This is a genomic window from Chloroflexota bacterium (assembly GCA_026710945.1).
In the GTDB taxonomy this organism is placed as follows: Bacteria; Chloroflexota; UBA11872; order VXOZ01; family VXOZ01; genus VXOZ01.
Map to the genome: position 1 here is coordinate 83578 of JAPOQA010000046.1, position 18941 is coordinate 102518.

The 18941-nt window shown below is 59.3% G+C and carries 18 protein-coding genes; 10 read left to right on the forward strand and 8 right to left on the reverse strand.

Features of this window, described 5'->3' with window-relative positions; genetic code table 11:
• Positions 1 to 21 precede the first annotated feature (21 nt).
• The gene (locus OXE05_09490; GenBank protein MCY4437549.1) at positions 22 to 1407 is read right to left on the reverse strand and encodes an extracellular solute-binding protein; all 1386 of its coding nucleotides are present in this window, start codon (positions 1405 to 1407) and stop codon (positions 22 to 24) included.
• A 329-nt stretch (positions 1408 to 1736) separates the two neighbouring features.
• Positions 1737 to 3239: a DUF3604 domain-containing protein gene (locus OXE05_09495; protein MCY4437550.1), complete on the reverse strand. Its 1503-nt coding sequence runs from the start codon at positions 3237 to 3239 to the stop codon at positions 1737 to 1739.
• Positions 3240 to 3467: 228 nt separating this feature from the next.
• Between OXE05_09495 and OXE05_09500 the strand changes: the two genes are divergently transcribed.
• Positions 3468 to 4820, forward strand: a complete 1353-nt coding sequence (locus OXE05_09500; protein ID MCY4437551.1) for an extracellular solute-binding protein — start codon at positions 3468 to 3470, stop codon at positions 4818 to 4820.
• Positions 4821 to 4856: 36 nt separating this feature from the next.
• On the opposite strand, the gene OXE05_09505 is transcribed toward OXE05_09500, so the two are convergent.
• The 3 genes from OXE05_09505 to OXE05_09515 form a co-directional block, all read right to left on the reverse strand.
• Positions 4857 to 5201: a nucleotidyltransferase domain-containing protein gene (locus OXE05_09505; GenBank protein MCY4437552.1), complete on the reverse strand. Its 345-nt coding sequence runs from the start codon at positions 5199 to 5201 to the stop codon at positions 4857 to 4859.
• A gap of 79 nt (positions 5202 to 5280) precedes the next feature.
• A complete protein-coding gene (locus tag OXE05_09510; GenBank protein MCY4437553.1) occupies positions 5281 to 6414 on the reverse strand; it encodes a PLP-dependent transferase in 1134 nt (377 codons plus the stop codon).
• Between the two features lie 853 nt (positions 6415 to 7267).
• The gene (locus OXE05_09515; GenBank protein MCY4437554.1) at positions 7268 to 8098 is read right to left on the reverse strand and encodes a Nif3-like dinuclear metal center hexameric protein; all 831 of its coding nucleotides are present in this window, start codon (positions 8096 to 8098) and stop codon (positions 7268 to 7270) included.
• Positions 8099 to 8203: 105 nt separating this feature from the next.
• Here OXE05_09515 and OXE05_09520 point away from each other — a divergent pair, with 105 nt between their 5' ends.
• Together OXE05_09520 and OXE05_09525 are read left to right on the forward strand one after the other, a co-directional pair.
• Complete coding sequence (locus tag OXE05_09520) at positions 8204 to 8374, forward strand: hypothetical protein (protein ID MCY4437555.1); 171 nt, start codon at positions 8204 to 8206, stop codon at positions 8372 to 8374.
• Complete coding sequence (locus OXE05_09525) at positions 8371 to 10368, forward strand: DUF255 domain-containing protein (protein MCY4437556.1); 1998 nt, start codon at positions 8371 to 8373, stop codon at positions 10366 to 10368. Before OXE05_09520 ends, OXE05_09525 begins: the two co-directional genes overlap by 4 nt.
• Before the next feature lie 51 nt (positions 10369 to 10419).
• Here OXE05_09525 and OXE05_09530 read toward each other — a convergent pair whose 3' ends face one another.
• The 3 genes from OXE05_09530 to OXE05_09540 all read right to left on the reverse strand — a co-directional run bounded on the left by OXE05_09530 (position 10420) and on the right by OXE05_09540 (position 12758).
• Entirely contained in the window at positions 10420 to 10875 is a 456-nt protein-coding gene (locus OXE05_09530) for a hypothetical protein (GenBank protein ID MCY4437557.1), read from the reverse strand.
• A 656-nt stretch (positions 10876 to 11531) separates the two neighbouring features.
• Complete coding sequence (locus OXE05_09535; GenBank protein MCY4437558.1) at positions 11532 to 12269, reverse strand: DUF433 domain-containing protein; 738 nt, start codon at positions 12267 to 12269, stop codon at positions 11532 to 11534.
• A 123-nt stretch (positions 12270 to 12392) separates the two neighbouring features.
• A complete protein-coding gene (locus OXE05_09540) occupies positions 12393 to 12758 on the reverse strand; it encodes a hypothetical protein (protein ID MCY4437559.1) in 366 nt (121 codons plus the stop codon).
• A gap of 341 nt (positions 12759 to 13099) precedes the next feature.
• On the opposite strand from OXE05_09540, the gene fusA reads away from it, so the two are divergent.
• The 7 genes from fusA to OXE05_09575 all read left to right on the forward strand — a co-directional run bounded on the left by fusA (position 13100) and on the right by OXE05_09575 (position 18926).
• Entirely contained in the window at positions 13100 to 15181 is a 2082-nt protein-coding gene (gene fusA / locus OXE05_09545) for an elongation factor G (GenBank protein MCY4437560.1), read from the forward strand.
• A 532-nt stretch (positions 15182 to 15713) separates the two neighbouring features.
• A complete protein-coding gene (locus OXE05_09550; protein ID MCY4437561.1) occupies positions 15714 to 16034 on the forward strand; it encodes a cupin domain-containing protein in 321 nt (106 codons plus the stop codon).
• 126 nt (positions 16035 to 16160) lie between these two features.
• Positions 16161 to 16751 carry a DUF6338 family protein gene (locus tag OXE05_09555; GenBank protein MCY4437562.1) on the forward strand — a complete coding sequence of 197 codons (591 nt, stop codon included), beginning with the start codon at positions 16161 to 16163 and terminating at the stop codon, positions 16749 to 16751.
• 13 nt (positions 16752 to 16764) lie between these two features.
• Positions 16765 to 16947: a hypothetical protein gene (locus tag OXE05_09560; GenBank protein MCY4437563.1), complete on the forward strand. Its 183-nt coding sequence runs from the start codon at positions 16765 to 16767 to the stop codon at positions 16945 to 16947.
• Positions 16948 to 17068: 121 nt separating this feature from the next.
• Positions 17069 to 17758 (forward strand): hypothetical protein, encoded by a 690-nt coding sequence (locus OXE05_09565; protein ID MCY4437564.1) that lies wholly within the window; start codon positions 17069 to 17071, stop codon positions 17756 to 17758.
• Positions 17759 to 17772: 14 nt separating this feature from the next.
• Positions 17773 to 18450, forward strand: coding sequence for a DUF488 domain-containing protein (locus OXE05_09570; protein ID MCY4437565.1), 678 nt, complete (start codon positions 17773 to 17775; stop codon positions 18448 to 18450).
• The gene (locus OXE05_09575; protein ID MCY4437566.1) at positions 18447 to 18926 is read left to right on the forward strand and encodes a DUF488 domain-containing protein; all 480 of its coding nucleotides are present in this window, start codon (positions 18447 to 18449) and stop codon (positions 18924 to 18926) included. Before OXE05_09570 ends, OXE05_09575 begins: the two co-directional genes overlap by 4 nt.
• Positions 18927 to 18941 lie beyond the last annotated feature (15 nt).

Below are 18941 nucleotides of genomic sequence, written 5' to 3' on the forward strand. Positions count from 1 at the left end.
TAGTCTGCGAGCGATCCAGTCTTACTGTACGACGGAGTTGGCTTCCCACTCGTCCATCAGTTGCTGGGTCTTTTGCTCGGCCTCTTTGATGGCCTCGGGAATGGTCTTCAGGTGCTGCCAGGCATCCCGGCTGAGCTGGATGTGCGCGCCGAGAATGTCCGGGCCGCCGGCTGCGGTGACCACCCAGTGCGCGCCCGGCATCTCGTCGATGGCGTGTGCGCGGTCGGGGTCACCCTGGATGAACTCTTCGCTCCGGCCAACGGACTTGCGCACCGGAATGCGGTCCCAGCGATCGGCCCAGCGGCGGTCCTGCGGCTCCATGAAGAGGAACTCGAGGAACTTGAATGCGCCCTCAGCGGACTTCGCGCCGGTAGGAATGACGTTGGACCAGCCACCGCCGTAGGTCGCGGGCTCGCCGTCGTCCGGATACGGCTCAAATACTACGCTGTAGTTAATCTTGGCGTATTCCTCAGCGAACGCCGTATTCTTGGGCGTGCTGTAGGTATCAAAGAACATGCCGACGCCACCGCCGGTAAACACGAGTGCTGGCGAGATATCGCCGCGGAAGGCCTGCACGGCGTCCCAGCCGCCCTGCGCGTCGTAGAAGCGGGTGCTGTGCTCCAGCGCCGCAACCATCTCCGCATTGTCCATGGTGGCCTTGGACTCGTCAGCGCTGGTGAGATCCATGCCTTGCTGCCAATAAGGAATCATCCAACCGGCAATGATACCGGCGCTGCCCCAGTTTGGCACAAAGCCCAGGCGGGTAATGTTCTCGCCTTCCAACGTGTGGATCCTGCTCGACGCGTTGTGAAAGTCTTCCCAGTTCCCGATCGGTTCTTCCGGATCGAGGCCGACCTCGATCAGGATGTCGTGGTTCAGGAAGAGCGTGCGGGTGTCCGGGCCCCACGGCCAGCCAAAGTGGCGGCCTTTATACGTCACGTCATTGAGAATGCGCTCCCAAATGTCGTCCGGCTGCATCACGGCGGAAGCCTTCACGAACGGCGTGATGTCCATAGTCGCGCCTACTGCGGCATGCGACTTCGTGATGTAGCGGTCCAGGAACGAGATATCAGGGGCGCTGCCCGCCGCAACCACGGTGGGAAGCTTGCTCTTGGTATCGCCGTACGCGGTACCGACGGCAAATACCTCGACCTCATCCTGTGACGCGTTGAACTCAGCGACCATCTCGGCGCCAATGTCCTCATGGAAAGGCTGCGTCGTGTGGGACCAATAGAGCACCTTCTGCTTCTCCATCATGGTGTCTTTGGCTTCCATCTCCTCGGACTCTGCCGGCGTGTCGCCGGCCGGAGCCGTGCCGGCAGCCGCGCCGCAGGCCGCCGCGAACGTGGCAGCGATGCCGACGCCCATGCCGCCGAGGATGGTTCGTCTCGAAAAACGAGATTTCATTCTTGCTGTCTCCTTGCCAATACCTATACACTTCGTGCAACGTACTCAAGTGCGCATTGTGCGCGGTGTGGCTTGGGTAGGCCCGAATCCCCGTGTTTCGCACCTCCTCTACATGCGGCAAGTGTACAACACTCTTTGAAATGCAGTCGCCGCAACACGGTCAGGCTTCCATGCTACCAATAAAATTAGGCTAGTGTGCTGGCTTTGTCAACAGCTACGGCCTCATTCCGCAAGACTGCCCAGCGTATTCCCCACTCCGGCTCTTGCCCGACGAACCGTGGGCCGGGAGTCTTTTCGCTGCGCGGCAAGCACGCACTAGCGTTGTTGTTCTAGCTCGTCACCCATACCGGCGTCGTCCAGGCGAGCTGGCCGTTGCGCGCGGCGAGGCGTGCGTAATAGTAGTCCGTGGGCCGCTCCGGCTCGTTATCCACGACGGTGGCGGCAAAGGTGTAGTCCTGTGCGGGCACGGCGCGGTGAATGCGCACAGCGGGACTGCGAAAGCCGTCCGTGTGGTGGGCGCGTGTGGCACTGAGCAAGTCTGCCAGCGTATGTTCCGCCGTGTAGCCGTTGGCCGTGAGGGAAAGGGTCGCGCCGACCGGCATCTCCAGGTGGAGAATAAGCCCCTGGGTGGTGGGGTGACGGGTGGTCACGTTGCCGCGCGTCACCGAGCGCCAGGCTATGTATTGCGCGGACTGTTCCTCCACGGCGTGGGGTATCGTCTCGGCGACGCCCTCCACTTGCTCGTGGCGCAGCACCGGATCGCCGCGGAAGCAGGTCTCGCAATCCAGAATAACGCCGTCGTTCAAGCGCACCGCCATCTCCCAATCAGCATCTTGGTCAACCGCAGACCACCCCCACTCGATGTGCACTTTGGCGCGGAAGCGGCGGCTCTCCTCCGGTACCAGATAGCTCGGCAGGGGCGCCCACCGCCGCCAGACCCTACTATTCTTAATTACCTCGATTGTGTCCCAGAAGTCGGACCCCTCCGCGCTGATACTGAGTTGCCGCTTGCTGCCGTGGGTCTCACCGCCGAGCATGGCTTCATTAATATGGAAACCAACCGCCATCTTGTCGCCAGTGACGGCATACGTGCGGCGCTGCCAGAGCGCGTCCCAGATGGCATCGCGGGATAGCTCCGTGGCGTAGACCGCCAGCCGGCCGTCGCCATAGGAACCCGGATAGCCGGAATGCTGGTCGGTGGAAGCCACAATGCCGAAGCGATGTCCACGCTCCAGCCCGGCCTGAATGGTGCTGTTGTGGTCGCGCGGCCCCATGGTGTTGAGCATGGGGTACGGCGCTTCGTCACTCTCGGAGCAGCCGTGCATGGAGTAAGTCTCGACGATGGGCGAATAGGTGGGGTCGTAGGCGTCCCAGTTGATGCCGCGTCCACCCAGCGGATAGCCGATGTGGTGGGGTTCGAGGATGAACGGCTGTCCAGATTGGATTAGGCTCTCGCGCAGGTCTGTCACCGTATCGCCGCCCAGCAGCGGCCCATGCGTACCCTTGTAAAGCACATGATGGTCGCCGTAGCCCCGCGAGTGCCACTCGTAGCTGAGAAACGGAACGAAGCCCTGCCCATCGTCGAACGACGCGAACGTATCCTGCACCGTGTCCCAGTTCCTGTGCAGCTTGGCGAAACCTTCCTGGTGGTAATCGATGATGGCGCCAAACGTCTCGCGGTCGGTGGGGATGTCCGGCCAGAAGGCATGGCCGGTAACGGAGGCAAAATCAAGCTGCTGCCGCGCCAATGTCAGCGCCCGCTCCAGGCTGCCGTGCCCGTAGCTGATGCCGCAGTGGTTGTGGATGTCGCCCCAGAAGAGTTGGTATGGCATACAGGACTCCTCGTTCGTGCTTTGGTTTCTTGCCCCATGCCAGCAGGCGGTTGTGGCCTTGGCGCTTCCAGCCGTCTGGCGACCGAATCGTAGTGTAGATAACCGTTGCCTAGTATGTAACCACAGGAAAGGCGGAAAGAGAAACCGGTAAGTTGGTTGAACTTGCCATTCTTTGGCGTAGACTGCAAGAAAGGGCGCTTGGCCAGTGGTACCGAAAGGAGCCGGGCGATGCTTTCACGGCGGTCGTTACTCGCAGGCACAGCGGCGCTTGCTGCCGGCTGTAGCACCCTAGATTCTCCGCCATCCTCGCCGAGCCCTCCGCCGGGAGTTGAGATAAGAGTGGCGGCCGTTGGTCAAGAGCAGTTTGCGTTTGGCTTTCCGTTCACTGGGTGGCCGGAGGAAAAGTACATCCGGACGGTAAGTACGCTGGAGGCGGATAAAGAGAATAAGCTAGGGCCCACGCGGGTCGGATACCGTGTTGCGCTGCGCTTCTTTTACGAGTTGGACCCGGTATTCTATCAAACGCAGATATCCGCTAAAGAGTTCGAGGAGGTGAAGGCGCAGGCCCTGAAGGCGGCGGAGGCAATGCTGGAGGATTTCGAGGCAGACCTCGTGACCGTGCAGCCGCACCAGGCGCACTGGCTGGGACGGGAGGGACTCTTGCTGCCGTTGGACCCCTTCAGCGACTCCGCGGATGCAGCTCTGGAGCGGGAGTTCTTCCCAAGTGTAGTCAGCGAATTCCGCAGCAGCGGCGTTCTCTACGGACTGCCCATCGCCGCGCGTCCGCTCATGCTCTACTACGATGAAGCGTTCCTCAAGGAACACGACGTGCCGCCACCGGACGCAAGCTGGAACTGGCACGACTTGGCGGAGAACGCCGCGAGGCTCACCACGTATTCGGAAGACGGCACGGTGGCCCGCTGGGGGCTGGTCGCCCATTTGGAGGAGGTCTGGTGGGCGCTGTGGCAGAACGAAGCGATGGTACTTGATCCGGAGAGCTCACAATGCCGGTTGCGGGAACCGGCGGCGAGGGCGGCCCTGCAATTCGTGCAGGACCTGATGCACAAGCAGCGCGTCTCGCCACCGCTTACCGGCGTCGACTTGCAGGAGTTACTCTTCAATCGAAGCTCGCTGCCGGCAATGCTCTATGATCATCCCCTTTCGCGATTCGACCTGAGAGGGTTTCGCATGGCTCCGCTGCCTCGGGGAAGAGTGCATGCCGTGCCCATGAGAGCCGGCCTTGGTCTCGCGATTGCCGCGCGGACAAAGCGCCCCGAGGAGGCGTACACGGCGCTGCTGGGCTTCAACCGCGCCATGCAGCAGCAGGCCTCGATACCCGCCGGTAGGGCGGCGGTCGCGCGGCTGTCAGAATTTCGCACTGACCTCCGTCAGTCAGAAGTGGCCGCGATACAGCACGCGCTGGCACATGGACGGGCGATTCCGGAGCCAGAGCCCGGCTGGGAATACATTGCCATGTACGAAGCCATGCAGCACCTTGGCCGCGGCGAGGACGTAGCGGCAGCGGTTATCGGCGCGTGCGATCTCGTTCACAAGTATCGGGAGAGGCAACCGAGTCCTTGACGAAAGCGGTTGCGGCGCATGCGGAACGAGTACCGGTTATGTAAGAGGCTTGGCGTCTTCATGCTGGGTACCTGCTCTACCCAGGTCTACCCAAATTATGTCCCTCTCGATGGCTTGGCGAAACCTTGGCCGCAGTGTGTCGAGCATGAGCACGTCTACGTGGCTGCCGAACTGTGCCTCCAGGTAATCGATAATGGCGAAGTATTCCCGCAGAGTTTGATGTTCTGGGGGCAAGTCAATAACGACGTCCAGGTCGCTGCAATCTTGGGCTTCATCGCGTGCGACTGAGCCAATCAGCCCAATGGCGGCAACGCCGAGTTCTGCAATTTCCTGGCGGTGTTGGAAAATAGTCTGAACTACGTCTTCTCTCGTAAGTGGCATGACAGACCGTTCTGACGCTGTGATGCACAGTCTTGCGTACTGATAACCGCCATTCCCTATTATTCGTAATCTGTTCTTCTCACACCTCGACCGGAACTCTGGCGTTTTGAAAGATCTCCTGCAGCCGCGCTATCACGGTCGGTACCTCGCTCAGGCGCAATTCGACGGGGTCTATATAGAAGAACCCCTCATCTACGTGGTGGGCGCGGGGGTGGATGGACGGCGTGCCGGCTTTCAACGCTTCGCAGACTGCCTCAGCCGTCGTGCCGGTGACGGCGGGATCGACGATGATCTTCGCCCGCGCCTGCGGGTTGCCGGTGATGTCCGGCTCAGATATTGCCGTGATGCCGGGGATGTCCGCCATGGCTGCAACCACGGGGTCTGTTTTTGCGTCCATGTCCGCGAAATAGGCGTCGCGGTCGAACGTGCGCAGCCATTCCATGGTGGCGATGACGCTCACAATGCCTTCTTTCGTCGGTTTCATGGCGCGGCCCAGGCCCATGGTCTGGCGGGCGGTGGCGTCAATGAGCTCGCGGCTGCCCGCAACGACACCGGCCGTAAAGCCGTTGAGATGCTTCTGGTCGCTGAAAACCACCGCAGCCGCGCCCTGTTCCAACAACTCGCGCGCCAGAAAGGCCTCCGCCGCACCGTCCACGATTACGGGCACGCCGTGAGCGTCCGCAATCGCCACGAACTCCGCGAACGAAAGCTGGTTATGTTGCACGGTATGGTGGGAGAGCACAAAGACTGCTGCCGCCGTGTTAAGGGTAATGGCGCGGGCCATATGCTCGGGCAGGGCCCGGTTGACCTCGCCGAATTCCACCACGGTCGCGCCGGTCATGCGGATCATCTGAGTAATCGGCGCGCCGAAATTGACGGCATGGCCCTTCTGGATAATGACCTCATTCTTCATGCCGGTGGTGTCGGGCAGGGAGAGCACGTTGCCGAGGTTGTCGCCGGTCATGGCCCCTGCGCAGGTCACGGTGATGCCCGCCGCCGCGCAGTGGGTCACCGTGCCGGCCTCGGCGCCGGTGGCGTCGGCAATGGCCGCATCCGCCACCTTCAGGAATTCCGGCATGTCTACGAACTCCGACATGGCCTCCGCGACGCGACTCACGACCTCCGGCGGCACCGCCGCCGCGCCCAGATGCGTCATCTTGCCGCAGGCATTGATAATGGGCGTCAGCCCGTAGCGCTCATGAAACTGGGACATGGTTGCCTCTTTCTTGTCAGTTCACCGCAATTGCGTTCGAGCTAATTCTTCAATTCTCACACGTCACGCCTATTGTAAAGAATAGCACTCGACTCAAAGGCATGCGCAGTGGAAATGCCGCATAGGCAGGTATTTTAACTTCCAGGCACGTTTACCTGTCGTTAGGACGAGAGGTCGGCAGTTTCGCCGGGCACTCGTTCGCAAGTCTGGAGGCCACTTGGCCCATCGGCTCTGCAGGAACTTTACCTCACTCTCGACGGAAGGCGGGGCTAGGTTGCACTTGCAAAGATTCACCCTCACCCTAGCCCTCTCCCGTCGAGGGAGAGGGGACATCCGCGCTGTGGCGAGGATTATGCAAAGGTCTCCCCAGGGAGAGGGAGTAAGTCTTGGGCCTCTGGGCAGGGTCTTACAAGGGTCTCGCTAGAGCAAACTTTGCAGAACTCTTGCCGCAGCGAGGAAGTCTCCACTCCCTTGACGGAGACCTTTGCACAGCTCCGTCATTCCGGCGGAAGCCGGAATCCAGAAGGTTGAGGGTAGCTTGAGAATACTCGCTATGCAGCCAACTTTCACCCTGCACCACCCGGATTTCCCCATCACGGTAAAGGGGTTCTACAAGAGTCGCTTAGGGCAGAGGAATATGTTAAGGAAAGAGAGGGAGGTCTCGCACGAGGGAGTGGCTCTTTGAGTACTAGAGTGATGAGTTTGCTCAAGTGGTTCCGGCGATGGCGATGCCAGAATCTGCTGCGGCGTAAGGGGGCCCGAAGAACGGTCGTGAGTCTGCTCTGGATTCAAGTCCCTGCAACGGCTGGCCGCATATGAGCGAGCCGACCATGGCAAGAGCGTGTCAACAGAGTTATGGCACTTGGCTATCCTCGGCGCGTATGCTTTGATACTGGCAGCCTTGGGGAAAGTGCTGCACACGAACGCCGGGGAAGTGTGCCTTTAGGTACTCTGCCAGGGAGCGCATGCCCCACTCCTCGGCGGTGGCGTGGTTTACGACCAGCAGGGGCAGGTCGCGGTCCAGCGCCCAACTCCCGTCTCGCCAGAAGCTCATGCCGTCATCGGTCACCAGCAGTGCGTCGGGCGGGTTGCCCTCCTTGTCGCGCAGTTGCGCCATGTGAGGCACGCGGCAGGCGGCGCCCGTGCCGATGGCCAAGCGCTCCACCGTGCGCGTGAGGTCGCCGACCACCTGCACCTGGTCCTGTCCAATGGCGCTGAGCCGCGCGGCCAGGCTCTGCGCCAAGGCCTGGGCAGTTTGGCTTGGCACCGCATAGAGCCCATACCAGTGGCGCTCGTCCTCGGTCAGCGGCGGCCCCTCCAGTCCGAGACCCCGCGCCCAGCTATCGCGGATGCCGTGCGTCGGCATCACGTCCCACACGTCATGGCAGCGGTAGACGACCATGCCGGTCTCCGCCAGCCAGAGGCCCTTTGCTTCTGTGTAGGTATCGGCATATGCGCCGGGATCGTCATCGCGGTGCACGTAGAAGGTGGGTTCGTGGGTTACGAAGAAGTTGAATCCCTGCGCGTGCGCGGCTTTGAGCGTAGAAAACTGGCTCTGCCACGCCACGGCAATGCCGCGCACGTTCAAGCCGGGATCGCCTGACTTGAACGTATCCACGGTATGGCTCCAATCAACCCACGTGCCGACTGCCCGCATGTGCACGTCGAGTTCAAACGCGCGCATTGAATCCGCCTCTCCTTTAGACTTGGCGACGGTTTATCAGATTTCAGTAGACCACTTAGGCACTCTAGCCTGCATTTTGCCGGTCCGTCAAAGGAGGGAAACCGCATGGAATCGGATTGGCAGCGCGTACACGATTCGCGTCAGACATCGTCAACTGACGCCCGACTGGTAGGCAGCAGGACACTGGAACCCGGTTCGCTTGACCCGGACAGTCACGCGGTAGCCAATGCGGCCTCTCGGTATAATGGAGTCACCTACACAAGTAATCTCTCGTGAAGAACGCCATGTACCATCCCGGTCCACTCACACAGCAGTATCGTTTCTCGCCCCGCCCGCACAGCGCGCACCTCATCCCCTGGCGCACGTGGTCGGAAGCGGCGTTTGCCGAGGCGCAAGCGCGCAACCGGCCTATCCTGCTCTGCATCACTACGGCGTGGAGCCAGTGGTCGCATCTCATGGACGAGCGGGCGTATTCCGACGACACGGTGCAGTATCTCATCAAAACCGAGTTCGTGCCGGTGCGGGTGGATGCCGCCGAACGTCCCGACATCGACCGGCGTTACAACCGCGGCGGCTGGCCCACCACAGCATTTCTCACGCCGGAAGGCGAGCTCATGGCGGGGGCTACCTACATTCCCGTGCAGGAGATGCGCGACTTTCTGGTGGAACTCGCCGAAGAGTACCGCAAGAATCGCGACACCATCCGCGAGAAGCTCGGCGCGTTGGAAGAAAAGCGGCGGGAGGCTGAGGCTGCTGAGAAGGCCACGGACGGCGTGCTTACGCCCGCAATCGCCGCCGAATCGGTCGCCTACATCACCGCCGCGTTCGACCACGTGAACGGCGGTCTCGGCGACGCTCCCAAATTCACCCATACGGAAGCGCTGGGCCTTGCGCTGGAGTGGTGCCAGCATGCGCTTGACTACGATCTGGCCGCGCTGGTCAAACACTCCCTCGACATCATGGCGCTGAGCAACCTCTTCGAGCGGGAGGATGGGGTATTCTTCCGTTTTGCCAACGACGCCCTGTGGGAAGACCCGGAACGTGAATGCACGCTGGAAGAGAATGCGGCGCTGGCCTCGCTCTACATGGAAGCCGCACACGTCTTTCGTGAGGAAAGCTTCACACAGACCGGCGCGCGTGTGCTGCAGTTCTTGGTCGCGAAGCTGCGCGATCCCGCTTCCGGAGCGTTCTACGCGGGTTTCTTTGCCCCGGACGCGTACTACAACCTGCCTGCGGCGCAACGGATCGCGTTCGGCGAAACATGCATCGATCCGGTAGTCCACGCCAAGGAAAATGCGCTGGCGGCGCAGGCTTTCCTGGATGCCTACCGCACGACGGAAGACTCCGCCTACTGCGACCACGCGGTTGCGATCCTATCGCATCTCTGGCACGCGATGTGGGACCCGGAACGCGGCATCGCGCGCAATTGGAGCGGAGCCCGCGACCCTGTCGAAGCCTGCGACCCTGTCGAAGCCTGCGACCCTGTCGAAGCCTGCGGCCCTGTCGAAGCCTGCGACCCTGTCGAAGCCTGCGACCTGGTCGAAGCCTGCGACCTGGTCGAAGACTGCGACCCGATCGGAACCGCGTACGGCTGGGGGTGGCTGCCGGACCAAGCCGCCGCCGCCCGCGCCTTGGTGCAGGCTTACGAAATCACAGGCCAGCGAAAGTATTTGGACCGAGCGCAGGCGGTAGCCAACCACATCCTGCGCGTCCATCATGATCCTGCGACCGGCGGCTTTTGGGACAGCGTTCCTAGACTCGCCGCTGCTTGGGGTGACGAAGAGTCGGAGGCGCCGCTGGGGCTCCTGGCCCAGCGTCAGGAGGTGATGGCAGATACAGCGGCAGTGGCTGAGCTCCTGATTCGCCTGTGGCGTCTGACCACCAGGGAAGACTATCGCTCGAGCGCCCAGACGGCACTCGCAAACTATGCAGATTCGTTTCGGTACTTTGGGCATTTTGGCGCGCCCTACGGACAGGCGGTAGACCGTCTGCTGCGCGAGCCGACGCATATTCTCGTGGTCGGCGCGCGCGCCGCGCCAGCGGCACACGCCCTGTTTCAACAGGCGCTGCGCATCCATACGCCGGGTCAAATCGTGCAATGGCTTGATCCGGAGCAAGACGCGGACCTGCTAGCTGCGCGAGGAATGGCAGTAGCAGACAGTACACCGGTGGCACGGGTCTATAGTGGTACGGATGAGGTGGCACAGGCCGCGACGGCTGCAGAGCTTGCGGCTCGCTTCGAGCACGTGGAGCAGCAGGAAGAGAATTGAGTGGTGCGTGCCGCGCCGGTCGTCAATTCACATTAGGACTCACTAGAACGCTTAGGCGCGGTTCGGCGCGTCCGCATCAACGTCCGCAACCGCCTGCGCTCCCGTGAGTTTTATTGCGGTGCTCCCCTCTTTTCTGAGAATCATCGTCGCGGTATCAAGGTCGGTGCACCGCACGACCACAAGGGCTTGGACGCTGGTATCTTGCACTTCTATCGGGAGCGCCTTTTGACTGGTCAGGCGAATGTTGAGAAGCGCGCCGGCCGCGCCGCACAAAACCATGACTGGCAGTAAGAATTCGCTCGGCACGACGAAGACCGTGCCGAGACCCAGCGCCCCGCCGATAACGCCCCCTTGCGCGCCGCGTAGGACAAGGCGGATCAACGCAGCCCGAGAGCCTTCGTGCTCGACTTTGACCATCTCCACTTCGAAGCCAAGCACCGCCAGCTCCTCTACCGCGAGGAGCGCCGCACTCCGCGTGTGGAACGATCCAATAAGTTGGCTTGCCATCACGCACCCCATTCGGTTAGAGAGAGCTGCAATTGCCCAATTATGAGACTGGACTCAGCCCTTCAATTCAGAATTTACCTGTAGACGATGTGTTGTATCGCCGCTATGCGAAACAGACTCTAAGATCATAAATCCGCCACTTAAGGACATACACGATGGATAACTGCGGCTCCGCGCTTGCTATAGGGCGCAAAGCATTCTATTCGGAACATCAGCGTCCCTTCCGGGCACGCAGGGCTTTACGAGGCTGGATAGTATCAGCTTGCAGCGGCTTTAGGACCGGCCGCTTACCCGAGAGATAAAGCATAAAGTGGCGCGGGACGGTAGCCTCCTGCAGTTTTTCTACAAGATCTTGCAGCTTTACGGTCAACATAAGGTGCACTTGCTGTGTGTTGACCCTGTTTTTTCTTCCGTCAAGTCCCCGAACCCAAACGACTGAAACTCCTGCTTGCCCAATTTGATTGATGTACCTCTTTCTGGCGTCATCGTCTTTCGTAATCCAGACGAACTGGTTTCGTCCTAGCCACCCAATTAGGTCGGGGTCCTTTTCGCCGCGCTAATCGTGATCCTCCGGATGCGTGATCGGGTAACCAACCAGCGCTAGGGCTCGTGCGACTTGTGGCGGCAGGTTTTCATCGAGAAAGAACCGAATTGACCTAGGCGGCATTGGAAAGAAGACGCTCCCACTCTATCGCGTCCTCTACTTGAGCCTTCTGCAAGTTGAATGCCTCTGCGAGGCATTCTTCGCTGTCACCGGCCTGATTGAGCGACCACAGCGAGCGCGTCTCGACTCGCGTGCCATCTATGCAAGACGCACCAAATTGAATTTCAGGATCAATGACTACTGCTGGAGAAGGGTTCCACCGGGCGGGCTTCCCTCCAGACGTAAACAAGAGACCGTGATGCGCGGGAGCCAGAAATTCAGACATCAAGTCCCTAAAGGCAAGCTGACCGTACTGCGACGCCGCAATGAGCTCTCCAGTGAATTGCACAAATACCTCTGAACGTGCAGTCCACATTTCTTCGGTAATGAAGGGTTGTGGAATGCCTCTCAGATGGCGAATGTAATCCTCGGCTGCCAGAATAGCCTTGTAAGCTATGTTGCGGGAACGGAACAAGGCAATCATGCGCAAACGCACGAGATCAGCGAAGGTTATCACACGGTCTCTACTAGACACCCTAAGCGGGTCTTCCCACTCCATGCCACGACGAATCCATTGCGACAAGTGGTGAGTTGTAGCTTCGATAAACTCGCCGTGTCGCAGTTTCCACTGTCTTAGGCTTACGCCTGGAGGAGGAGTGGTTGCGCGAAGGAGAACCGCAGTTTCCCGCAGCGTATAGGCTCCCGCAGAGAGTACAGCTTCCGAATGTTCTAGCTTAGTGATTTGCGCCATGGCCCCTTTCCTTTACGTTGGACGAGAGGACCTTTTCCTCGAGTAGTAGGTGTTCCAAGCAAGCGCGATTTCATGCTTACCGGACGCAGATTGTAGCTTGGCACGACTCTTGAGCAGCATTTACTACTCGGCGCGGCGGGTGAGCAACGTCACCGCGTAGATCAGGCCGAGGAGCGGGACCGCCGAAAAGACCAGTGCCAGCCACCAGTCGCCTTTCATGTTTCCTGACAGGATGGAGAGCGCCAACGAGGCATCGGCAAGCATGTTTACCAATATGAGTGCCGACCCAATCATCAGCAGCCTGCGAGACGGTTCACGCAGTATAACCATATACAGGAGCACAGCGGCCGTGACGGGGTGGATCAGCATGAGCGTGAGGCGCGACCAGAGGTCTCCGCCGTCCGCGAAGCCGCCCGTTAAGGCTGTCAATGCGGCGAGAAGCGCGTGAATAACTCCCAGCGCCAGTACTACGACCCGAAAAGTCTTCATGTCTGCACCTAGACCTCGCTTTCTCTCTCCCGGAGACGAACTACGGACAAGACATGCGTGTACTTCATGCCCGCTGCATGTAGAATTGGCCGCCGCTACCTGAAACTGTAATCCAGCGGGGCGGGTATCAATTGGGAAGAATTGTGTCGCCAGTCGCGTAGTGAGCTGTGGATAGACAAAGAGTCAGGGCACTCAACCCTAAGAAGGAACTACAATCCGGCAAATCTACCAAGGGCTCCTGGCACCCGCGACAAAGACGCTTTGATGCGTTGCTACGCTCTAGTATATAATGCCAGACTTAAGTGCACTATACCTCTTTCTCCAGTAAGGGTACAAACCGTATGAAGGCGTATGCGACGGACACGATTCGTAATGTTGGGCTCTATTCCCACGTGGGCGCAGGCAAGACTTCTCTCGCAGAAGCAATGCTCTTCGCGACCGGTGCGATCAATCGTCTTGGCTCCGTAGACAACGGCAGCACGGTCTCGGACTACGATCCGGACGAGGTCAAGCGCCAGATCTCTCTCAATCTTTCGCTTGTGCCGGTAGAGTGGAGCGATGCCAAGATCAATCTACTCGACACGCCAGGTTACGCCGACTTTTCCGGAGAGGTAGCCAGCGCTCTCCACGTTTCGGACGGCGCGGTGCTGGTCGTCGACGTGGCCAGCGGCGTGCAGGTAGGAACTGAAGAGTCCTGGGAGCGGATTACCGCCCATGAACTCCCGCGCTTGATCTTCGTCAATCGCATGGACCGTGAGAATGCCGACTACGACAGCACTGTGGAAAGCCTCCGCGAATTCTTTGGCAACAGTGTCGCGCCGCTGCATGTTCCCATCGGCGCCGAGGATGATTTCAAGGGCGTGGTGGACATTTTGTCAAACACAGCCTACCTGTATGCCGATAACGCAGTGACTGAAGCCGCCGTGCCCGACGATCTTGAAGATACGGTGGAAGAGTTCCGTATGACCCTCATCGAGAACGTGGTGGAACTCGACGACGATCTGACGGAGAAGTACTTGGAAGGCGAGGACATTACTGCCGATGAGCTGCAGGCCGCGCTCCATGAAGGCGTGCGGACCGGTCAAGTGACGCCGGTATTGTGCGGCTCCGCAACGCGCAATGTCGGCGTGCACGCCCTTATGGACGCGATCGTCCGCTATCTTCCCTCACCTGCCGAGACCGCTGCCGCTAAGGCGACGCTGGAGGGCGAGGAGCAAGAGCTTGCCGCAGATTCCGATGGTCCGCTTGCCGCTTTCGTTTTCAAGACCCTGGCGGATCCCTACGTCGGCAAACTGTCTTTCATCCGTGTCTACTCAGGCACGCTTAGCTCAGATTCCCGCGTTTGGAACGCAAATGCTGAATCTGAGGAACGCATCGGTCAGTTGCTCACGGTGCGCGGCCGCGAGCAGGAACCGGCAGACCACATTGCCGCCGGTGATTTGGGCACGGTTGCCAAGCTGGCAGAGACCCTTACCAGCCACACGCTGACCGAACGCAAGCAACCGCTGGTGCTGCCGGCCGTAACGTTCCCCCAGTGGCTCTTCACCGCCGCGATCGAGCCGACGTCGAAAGAAGACCTGGAAAAATTGAGTAGCGCGCTTGCGCGCGTCACGGAAGAAGACCCCAGCCTGCACGTGGAACGCCAACCAATTACGGGCCAGACGCTCCTCTCCGGCATCGGGGAGACACACATCAACGTCGCGCTGGAACGCATGAAGCGCAAGTTTGGCGCAGACGTGAAGACCATACCGGTGAAAGTTCCGTATAAAGAGACGATCATGGGCACCGCCGCGGCCGAAGGACGCTTTGTACGGCAGACCGGCGGCCACGGCCAATACGCCGTCTGCAATATCGAAATTGAGCCCACGGGAAGAGGCGAGGGCTTCGAATTTGTAGATAAGATCTTCGGCGGCGCAATTTCAGCCCCATTCCGCGAAGCGGTGCACAAGGGGGTGCGCGAAGCCATGAAAGAGGGCACGCTCGCCAGCGGCGAAGTGGTAGACGTCCGCGTAAGGCTTGTAGACGGCAAAGAGCACACGGTCGATTCTTCCGATCTGGCGTTTCAAATTGCCGGGTCCATGGCCCTTGGCGAAGCCATGGATAGGGCCAAACCCGTCCTCCTGGAGCCGGTCTTGCAGATGAAGGTGCGCGTGCCGGAAGACCGCATGGGCGACGTGATTGGCGATCTCACAAGCCGCCGCGCCAGGGTGCACAACATGGATATGGTATCTCCCGGAACTATGGAAGTGGAAGCGGAAGTGCCCCAGGCAGAAGTGCTGCGCTACGCTACCGACCTGCGCTCGCTCACGCAAGGGCGCGCCACCTTTTATTCTGAATTCATAGGATACGAGCAAGTGCCCGCCAGCACCCAGGAACAGGTGGTAGAGGCGCACAAACGCGAAAAGGAAGAAGCCTCGGCGTAACACCGGCAACTCACACGCACTTTGCCTGCAACGCGCAAAAGACATGCGCAGCCTGTGGGAAGAGCGTCGCCAGAGTTAATCCGTCATTGCGGCGAAAGCCGGAATCCAGCGCCCGGCACAGCGAACACATCCTGGATTCCTGCCTACGTGGGGAGGCCGGTTCGGTAGCGTAGGTTTGTAGCCTGGACGCGTGTGAATTCCTACCCTGTATCGTGCACGCGGCGTACGTTGCGCTATCCGGGCCAGCAGGTACAATACCCCGCATCCCTCCAAGAGACTCACTCTCCCTGGGAAACTCTCTCATAAATGCGTCGCTCTGTGTCAACCTGCCCTGCGACAGGCTCAGGGGGAACGGAAAGAGCGAAAAGCCGTTCGTGCTGAGCTTGTCGAAGCACGAGTCAGCTTGTCGACCGACTTATGAGGTAAGTTCCTGGATAGAGGGGAGATCTTCGCCGCAACAATTCTACTCCACGTGTTCATCCGACTTACGCTAAGATCTACCTAAACGTTGTCACTCTCGCGGAGGTAGGGTATGAAACCGTTTAACGTCGCGCCGATTCTCGCAGAAGACTCGCTCTTTCGCATTGTTGCCGGCACGGCACAGAGTCAAGTCGGTATTCTGATACTCGGGCCCGGCGAGAAGACCGGCGGCCTCCACGCCAGCGACCACCCGGATTCCGATCAAGTGGTCTACGTCGTCTCCGGTCAGGGCGAAGCTACCGTGGGTGACGAAACCGCCCCCCTTGCCCCCGGCGACGTGCTCATCATCGACGCCGGCGACCCCCACGAACTCCGCTGCACCGGCGATGAACCCCTCCGTACGCTGAACGTCTACGCGCCGGCCACCTACTAGGACTAATGCACTATCGGCGCCTATGGCGCTTAAACCTTGAGTGTTGCCCTCACACGATAGTAATACGCTTACTCTTAGCGAAGACTTTGAGTCTGCTTGCGCCAATGCCAAGAGGAGGAATCTAAAGTGAGTATCTGGGAACTAGATAGGCTCATCCTGTTTCTCTTCTTTTTTATTCCTGGGTTTATATCGCTGAAAGTTTACGACCTTTTGGTTCCAAGAGAATACCGTGACTTCTCGCGATCCTTGTTTGAAGCCGTCGGCTATAGTGCTCTCAACTACGCAGTGCTTCTTCCACTGATTGTCCCAACCCTATCTGGTGACTTTCCCATTAAGCACATTCTTTGGGATATCATCCTGCTTGTTCTCACAATGGTTATCTTTCCCATTCTATGGCCAATCTTGTTCTTTCTGATATCCACGTCTCGACTTGGCGCAAGATTTACTATTCATCCTATGCGAAAACCATGGGATTATGTATTTAGCAAGAGGCAAGTCTATTGGGTCATTGTCCACCTGAGAGACGGTCGCAAAATCGGCGGCAAGTTTGATCGGAAGTCTTTCGCATCCTCATATCCTGCTGACGAACAAATCTACATTGAAGAAGTCTGGCAACTTGATGAGGACGGAAAGTTTCAGTCTGACGGAAAAATCGAGCGCTCTCGAGGCATACTAGTACTGAGGGATGATATCTTGGCTGTAGAGTTCTTTGATTAATAGGAGGCGTTCGATGTCAAGCAAGGAAGAAAGAACCACAGAGAAAGCGCCAACTCAAGGCCGGAACGACATTCCTTTTGAGAAAGGTTATCAGCCGGAGAGGGGCAACTTAGACCCCAAGAATCCTCCTCAGGGCGGCTCCGGTGTTCCTCCAAAGGCGCAGACTGGCGCGGGCCAAGCTGAGAAAGACGATTAGGCGCACCGCCCTGCACATCGATCGTCAAGATCTTGCGGGTTTAGGGTCTATGTTGGGATTATCGAACCAACACAGTCATGAGTAGTCTGGCGGTGTCAAGTCCGCTTGACGGAGCAGGGCTATGGAGACCTCCACCACAGTCAAGCGCATCGTGTGTCTCGCCAACTCGCGCAAAGAGGGTGATCGGTGCATCGCGGGCAAGGAACTCTTGGCGGATGGCAGTCCCGGCCCTTGGGTACGGCCCGTCAGCGACCGCGAAGACGAGGCGGTGGATGAACGGGAACGGCAGTACGCAGGCGGCAGCGAGCCGCGTGTGCTCGATGTCATTGATGTGCCGGTACGTGAGCCGCGACCGAAAGGCTACCAGCAAGAGAATTGGCTGCTGGATCCGAATCGTCGCTGGAGAAAAGCAGAGCGCATTGGGCCGGACGCGCTCAAGGGTCTTGCCGAGCCAGCTGGGCCACTCTGGATAAACGGTTACCACACGCATCACGGACGAAATGACCGGCTGCCCCTTGAGCGTGCAGTTTCCGTGAAAAGTTCGTTGCAGCTCATTAAAGTTGGTAAGCTAGTGCTAGATGTCTTCGCCCCCAGGATAGAGCAGGGCGACTTCAAGCGGAGGATCAAAGGCCAATTCCGCTATGCCGGGGAGGAATATCGTCTCTGGGTTACCGATCCCGTCTATGAGCAGATATACCTGAACCGGCCAAACGCCAGGTACCAAATCGGTCAGTGCTTCCTTACCGTTAGTCTGGGTGAACCGTATCAGGGATACGCCTATAAGCTCATCGCAGCCATCATTGAACTCTAACGGAGACTTCTTACGTGACAGAAACGCGGAATCCAGTATTCACCATCGGACACTCCAATCACGAGCCAAAGGAGTTCTTGACGCTGCTGCAAAGGCACGGCGTCGACGTGGTAGTGGACGTGCGTTCAGCGCCGTACAGCCGCTACCTGCCGCACTTCAATAAAGAGCACCTGGCAGTGACCTTGAAGCAAGCCGCTATTCGCTATTCCTTTAGAGGCAAGGAACTGGGCGGCCAACCGGCGGATCGTGCGTACTACGACGATGAGGGGCGGGTTGTCTATGACAGGCTGGCGGCAACCGCTGCGTTCAAGGGCGGTATCGAGTACATCTTGGACACCGCAGCCGTTCATCCTTCGACACGCTCAGGACGAACGGCTGCTTCGCCAGCGCAGCGCCTGGCCCTGATGTGCAGCGAGAAGGAGCCGTTGGACTGTCACCGCACGCTGATGGTCGCCCAATCGTTGGCAGCGCGCGGTGTGGACGTGGCGCACATTCACGCCGACGGCAATCTGGAAACTCACACCGATGCCGTGATTCGTCTGCTGGATAAGTTCAAATTGCCGCATAACGGCGATCTCTTTCGCTCGCGGGAGGCGGTGATTGACGACGCAGTGGAACGCCAGACGCAGCGCGTCGGCGCCCGCTGGCAGGATCAGGCCGCCGGCCGCGCCGAGTGGGAGCGTGTGCCCTGAAGCTCTACACCATCGGCTTCACCAAGAAATCAGCGTCTAAATTCTTCGAACTGCTGCGGGGATCTGGCGCCGAGCGCCTCGTGGATGTGCGGTTGCATAACGCCTCGCAACTAGCCGGCTTCGCCAAGGGCGGCAAAGAGAACCTCGCGTACCTGCTGCAAGAAATTTGCCGGATGGAATATGTCCACGCACCGGACCTCGCGCCTACAAAGGAACTGCTGGATTCCTACCGTAAGGGAGAGTGTGACTGGGACTCCTACGAGCGTGAATTCGTTGCCCTGTTGAACGAACGGCGCATATTTACAGAGGGCTTGCAACCCACCGAGGGAATTCGCATCGTTAAGCGATTGAAAGCAACCATCGCCAACAGTTGCCTCCTGTGCAGCGAGCACGAGCCTGATCACTGCCACCGCCGGCTGGTGGCGGAGTACTTCCAACGGCACTGGGGCGACGTTGAAATCGAGCATCTCATCTAAGTCAAAGGGTCTAGA

Excerpts from the sequence above, each read along its gene's own strand:
- OXE05_09565 (MCY4437564.1), top strand. The coding sequence starts at position 17,069 with ATGGAGACCTCCACCACAGTCAAGCGCATCGTGTGTCTCGCCAACTCG.
- OXE05_09550 (MCY4437561.1), top strand. The coding sequence starts at position 15,714 with ATGAAACCGTTTAACGTCGCGCCGATTCTCGCAGAAGACTCGCTCTTT.
- OXE05_09530 (MCY4437557.1), bottom strand. The coding sequence starts at position 10,875 with ATGGCAAGCCAACTTATTGGATCGTTCCACACGCGGAGTGCGGCGCTC.
- OXE05_09505 (MCY4437552.1), bottom strand. The coding sequence starts at position 5,201 with ATGCCACTTACGAGAGAAGACGTAGTTCAGACTATTTTCCAACACCGC.
- OXE05_09510 (MCY4437553.1), bottom strand. The coding sequence starts at position 6,414 with ATGTCCCAGTTTCATGAGCGCTACGGGCTGACGCCCATTATCAATGCC.
- OXE05_09495 (MCY4437550.1), bottom strand. The coding sequence starts at position 3,239 with ATGCCATACCAACTCTTCTGGGGCGACATCCACAACCACTGCGGCATC.
- OXE05_09500 (MCY4437551.1), top strand. The coding sequence starts at position 3,468 with ATGCTTTCACGGCGGTCGTTACTCGCAGGCACAGCGGCGCTTGCTGCC.
- OXE05_09535 (MCY4437558.1), bottom strand. The coding sequence starts at position 12,269 with ATGGCGCAAATCACTAAGCTAGAACATTCGGAAGCTGTACTCTCTGCG.
- OXE05_09560 (MCY4437563.1), top strand. The coding sequence starts at position 16,765 with ATGTCAAGCAAGGAAGAAAGAACCACAGAGAAAGCGCCAACTCAAGGC.
- OXE05_09490 (MCY4437549.1), bottom strand. The coding sequence starts at position 1,407 with ATGAAATCTCGTTTTTCGAGACGAACCATCCTCGGCGGCATGGGCGTC.
- OXE05_09520 (MCY4437555.1), top strand. The coding sequence starts at position 8,204 with ATGGAATCGGATTGGCAGCGCGTACACGATTCGCGTCAGACATCGTCA.
- fusA (MCY4437560.1), top strand. The coding sequence starts at position 13,100 with ATGAAGGCGTATGCGACGGACACGATTCGTAATGTTGGGCTCTATTCC.
- OXE05_09540 (MCY4437559.1), bottom strand. The coding sequence starts at position 12,758 with ATGAAGACTTTTCGGGTCGTAGTACTGGCGCTGGGAGTTATTCACGCG.
- OXE05_09515 (MCY4437554.1), bottom strand. The coding sequence starts at position 8,098 with ATGCGCGCGTTTGAACTCGACGTGCACATGCGGGCAGTCGGCACGTGG.